The organism is Verrucomicrobiota bacterium (assembly GCA_039192515.1).
Taxonomy (GTDB): domain Bacteria; phylum Verrucomicrobiota; class Verrucomicrobiia; order Methylacidiphilales; family JBCCWR01; genus JBCCWR01.
This window is the reverse complement of record JBCCXA010000077.1, coordinates 1-4,513: the sequence shown is the minus strand read 5'-3', so window position 1 is coordinate 4,513 and position 4,513 is coordinate 1. Positions and strand designations below refer to the sequence as shown.

Sequence of the window (4,513 nt, the reverse complement as noted above, 5' to 3'; positions counted from 1 at the left end):
TTTTATGTTTATTAGCTATGGCCATAGACCTGGATCATAACCGTCACTCGCCAAAGGCAAACAACTCTTTTATTTTTTAATACCTGAGCGACTAGATGGGTACTTAAGACAACTCTACTACCCCCTACGAATACGCAAATTTCTATGTCTTATCTACTTTGATTCCTGCTTATTCATGAAAACCGAGCAGACGCTCTACCCTATGATTAGGTCGTAGAAGAATCTACGACCAGTTTGAGAAAAGCATATACTTCTTTTGACAAAAAAACATTGCAACGACTACAAGACCTAGAACTTCTCGAAGATGATAAAAAGAAAACGCTATTCGATCTGATTGACACCTATATCAGGGACGCTAAAACCAGACAGGCCTACGCTTCTTAAGCTCAGAGTTCTCTGCGAGTAACTCTGAGTAGGTGGACTTTTGTTCCTTAATTTTGACTATATGTCCTTTTTCGTGTTCTAAACAGAGCAATTATGTTGTTTGGTGAGCGGTTAGCTTCGGTAAGAAAGAGTAAAAAAATAAGCCAAGGATGAACTGGCTAAAGCTATTGGAGCGCATGCTCCCGTTATTTGTTGCCTAGCTGCACGCTACCGCTGAAGCTTTAGCATAAGCGTCCGCAGGCCTGTCCTCCGTAATACGATGAAGGCGGGCTCATTAATCAATCAAAAATACTGAGAACAGCCATGGCGAGGAACACAGGACGGGCAAGTGGAGTAAAAAGCAAGGATGATCCGCTAGCTAGCGGAAAGTTTATATACCCTTACTTTTTTACGCAGCGCAGTCCTCCGGCTGAGTAAGTACCACAGACATACCTTATCTCCGTACCCGACCATAGGGAGGGTACGTGCTGCCTCAAGCAGCATAAAACTAAGATAGATTTACCAAACGGTTATTTCAATACCTGGGATATGCTTAAAATGCTTATCTCTAGTAACCAAGGATAAGTCGTATTCTTTAGCTAACGCAGCAATCCATATATCATTTTCCGGAATGGGTGTACCTTTCTTTGATAATAAGGCTTTGAGCTCACCATAAAGCGCTGTTGTTTTCTCACTAATAGGATAGACTTCACAGCGGTATACTAAAATTTTTATTCGTTCCAGGTTCTTTTTCACTTGTAGGGATTTCATCGCTCCGTAATACAACTCCCCTAACACAATCGCCGGTAAATGAATAAACTCTAAGGTGTTGACTTTTTCGATAATTGAGTTTTCTCCATTCAAAAAAGGGATGATGATGTTGGTATCTAAAAAACAGGTCTTACCATTCATCAATATCTATCTTTCTGCATTCCTGAGAAGCTTCTAAAAATATCTTAGCATCTTCATCACTTAACGTACCAGCCAGCTCCTCCAGGGACTTGCCTTTTGATTTTTGTTTCGCACGTTTTAATGTGGCCACTAATTCTTTTATTATGGATTCATCTTTGAGCTTTAGGAACTCTTCCATGAAGGTTATTTTTACCGATTGTATATCCATATTTCTTTGATTGGAATGATGTAAAGATAACGGTTTTATCATTGTTTTTGGTTGCATATAATTTCACTTTGTTTTCTGTACGCCTGATAAAAGCATTCTCCAAGCTTGTGCAGAGCAAAATATAAGGTCTCGCACTTCATCTGTTGGGATTTCGTCTTTTGCCAGGAAGTGCAAGCAGTAAATGGCTACTTAGGGCTGCGGTTTTTATCGATCATGATATTGATTATATAGGGTGGAACTTATCTACATCGCCTTGCAGGTCATCGATCTGGTTCACTAAATAGGCTTCTCTGCTACTTAAATAGCGATGGCCTGCCTGCACTTCTCGTAGAAGGTTAACCGCATCCTATCTAATCCTTTTAGTTTGATGCCAGTATTCACGCTAATGCACTTGGAAGGTTATGAGTGTAATGAGGCTCCTCCTTTCGTAGAGATGGCCATGACACTGATTGAGGCGCTTAGTGTGTTTAATTGTAAAAGCTAGCCCGGCCAGAGGCCTATAGGATAACCGCCACTCGGGGCTACCCGAGCGACTTATGAGATAAACTCAGTTAGGCTTACTCCACTTAAGACAACTCTACTACCCCTACGAATACGCAAATTTCTATGTCTTATCTGCTTTGATTCCTGCTTATTCATGAAAACCGAGCGGACACTCTACCCTATGATTAGGTCGTAGAAGAACCAACGACCAGTTTGAGAAAAACATATACTTCTTTTGATAAAAAAACATTGCAACGCCTACAAGACCTCGAACTTCTCGAAGATGATAAAAAGAAAACGCTATTCGATCTGATTGACACCTATATCAGGGATGCCAAAACCAGACGGGCCTACGCTTCTTAAGCTCAGAGTTCTCTGCGAGTAACTCTGAGTAGGTGGAAGTCGTTTTTTACGCACGCTTCCAAAAAATTAGCTAATTCCACATTTGAACTTGCTTTAGCTCAGAATACTTATTAGATCGATCTCTTCTGTAAAGAGTCAACGTATTTTCACCACTGGTTTTGGCTATTGAGTCTCCTACTTGTACAATATTAATCAATGAATAGCCAAAACTGCCGAGATACGACCATTCATCATTTATTAAAAAATAAGGAGTCATTCTATCTGTTTTATCAACTTTAGTTTCTTGTACAACACCGAAACAAGATATGGAGACATCAAAATCTTTTAATTTATTTTTATCAACTAATGTGCTAACAATAGCAAATAATATGATAGCTAATGATGCTATAGCTCCTGTTACTATTATCCTCTTCTTAATCTGTCCCACCTATAAAGTTTGTATATCCTACCCCTCTAGATGCCCCGGCAGTAATACCAACACCATAAGATGCTCCATGCATTATTACATGTCCTTGATTATTAATGCCTCCAACATAGTTAGCCCCAACTCCAAAACCAGCAGAAGTCGATCGTGTTCGGCCTATTAAATGACCCGCCCTAAGGTCTCTTGAATCACATCGAAAAGACATTGTTCCAATATTAATTCCTGCATCAAAGTCTAATCCATATCTACTACCGTCAGTGGCACGAAGTGAGTAGCCCGTAAATGTTTCTGTGGTGTAAAAGCCTGCATCTGGTCCTCTAGTTATCAAACTTAATGTTGCAGATTTTTGTCCACCAATTATCAATGCAGCTCCAGCACTTGCATCCAAAGTCAGAACATCCGGGATTAAGTACCTAGCTGTATTACTGTGCCAAAGGTTGTTACCTAGCTGAGAAAACCCACTACCTATATTTCCGAAAAAGCTATTATTCCCACCAAATAAAGTATATCGATATCCACTAGTTCTGGCATCAGCACCAAAATAGTGAGTACCATTTCTTTCATACCCCCAAACCTCTCTGCCATTATCTACTCCACTTTGATAAGCTCTTCCCCTTAAACCGAATCCACTTCGCCACAAAGCTCCAAATTTTGAATAAGCTCCATCCGAATCAATTTGATTCATCGGGTTATTCCCCATTCCCATGAAAGGTGACCAGTATTGTCTAGCGGGGTCAGGGCTTATCCAACGACTAACCACAGGGTCCCAGGAACGGTATTGGAAATCATTATAGCCCGTTTCTGCACTTTCCATCACAAACTCCCCTTGAAAGCCATATTTATAGTACTGCCCGAATGAGCTGTTGGCGGCTAGCTGCTGACTGTTAGCTGCGTCTATTTCCTGAGGAGTTTGCTTCTGTGCCAGCTGCTGGATTTCAGCAGCGGTCAGTGCGAGGTTGAAGACATGCACTTCATCGATGCTACCGTTTAAATATTGTTGTCCAATCCCTGCCCTGCCAAGTGAAAAATCTCGTGTAGAGGTTCCTGTAGCATAATGACTTAGATTGGTAGGCTCTCCATCGGCTGTACCATCCACATAGAATTGAATGGTCGGTCCATCGCCAACCACAGCAATATGGTGCCAATTCATGTCATTAATAGTGTTTTGCGCCCCTTTCGCTAAATTATACTGCCCCTGCACACCTTTCATAGAAGTAAATCTAAGTTGCTTGTCGCCAAATGTAGCATTATAATTTTCATAAGATATAAAAAAGCCTTTATCCAAGGATGTTGTTGAATTCCCTATTATTCCATTTCTTGCTTCTAAATCATTGATCTTCACAAAAGCACTAAACGTAAAAACACCTGTATTTTTCTCAAATTCAAACGTATTTACTCAGACCTAATCGCATCCGCAGGATTGCCCAGAGACGCCTTCAAAGTATGAAAGCCAACCGTAAAAAAGGCTATTGCTATGGAGATCAGACCACCAAAAACGAAAAGATCTATACTCAGATCTATTCTGTAGGCGAAGTCTTTTAGCCAATCATTCATCAACCAATAGGTGAAGGGTACCGATAAAACTACCCCGAGAACTAACTGCCATGAGAAGCTATTGATGAGGAGCCTAAATATAGAGGCCTCAGAAGCCCCTATAACCTTGCGAATACCGATCTCTTTCTCTTTGCCGTTGATCACTAAAACCGTGAGACCCAACAAGCCTAAACTGGCAATTACTATAGAAAGAACGGTAGCCACGC

General features: G+C 40.8%; 5 protein-coding genes and 1 pseudogene. All 6 read right to left on the bottom strand.

Features of this window, described 5'->3' with window-relative positions; translation table 11 throughout:
* Positions 1–882: 882 nt before the first annotated feature.
* The gene (locus tag AAGA18_15830) at positions 883–1,275 is read right to left on the bottom strand and encodes a type II toxin-antitoxin system VapC family toxin (GenBank protein MEM9446810.1); all 393 of its coding nucleotides are present in this window, start codon (positions 1,273–1,275) and stop codon (positions 883–885) included.
* The gene (locus AAGA18_15825) at positions 1,265–1,540 is read right to left on the bottom strand and encodes a hypothetical protein (protein MEM9446809.1); all 276 of its coding nucleotides are present in this window, start codon (positions 1,538–1,540) and stop codon (positions 1,265–1,267) included. The genes AAGA18_15830 and AAGA18_15825 overlap by 11 nt, the downstream gene beginning before the upstream one ends.
* Positions 1,541–2,399: 859 nt before the next feature.
* A complete protein-coding gene (locus AAGA18_15820; protein ID MEM9446808.1) occupies positions 2,400–2,756 on the bottom strand; it encodes a hypothetical protein in 357 nt (118 codons plus the stop codon).
* Positions 2,743–3,651: an RHS repeat-associated core domain-containing protein gene (locus AAGA18_15815; protein MEM9446807.1), complete on the bottom strand. Its 909-nt coding sequence runs from the start codon at positions 3,649–3,651 to the stop codon at positions 2,743–2,745. Before AAGA18_15815 ends, AAGA18_15820 begins: the two co-directional genes overlap by 14 nt.
* A gap of 42 nt (positions 3,652–3,693) precedes the next feature.
* Positions 3,694–4,110: pseudogene (locus AAGA18_15810) on the bottom strand (LamG domain-containing protein).
* A gap of 35 nt (positions 4,111–4,145) precedes the next feature.
* Positions 4,146–4,513: FtsX-like permease family protein (locus tag AAGA18_15805; protein ID MEM9446806.1), on the bottom strand; the 368-nt coding region annotated here is incomplete at its 5' end.

Bases quoted from the DNA above. Each gene is read 5' to 3' on its own strand.
- AAGA18_15830 (MEM9446810.1), bottom strand. From the start codon at position 1,275: ATGAATGGTAAGACCTGTTTTTTAGATACCAACATCATCATCCCTTTT.
- AAGA18_15825 (MEM9446809.1), bottom strand. From the start codon at position 1,540: ATGCAACCAAAAACAATGATAAAACCGTTATCTTTACATCATTCCAAT.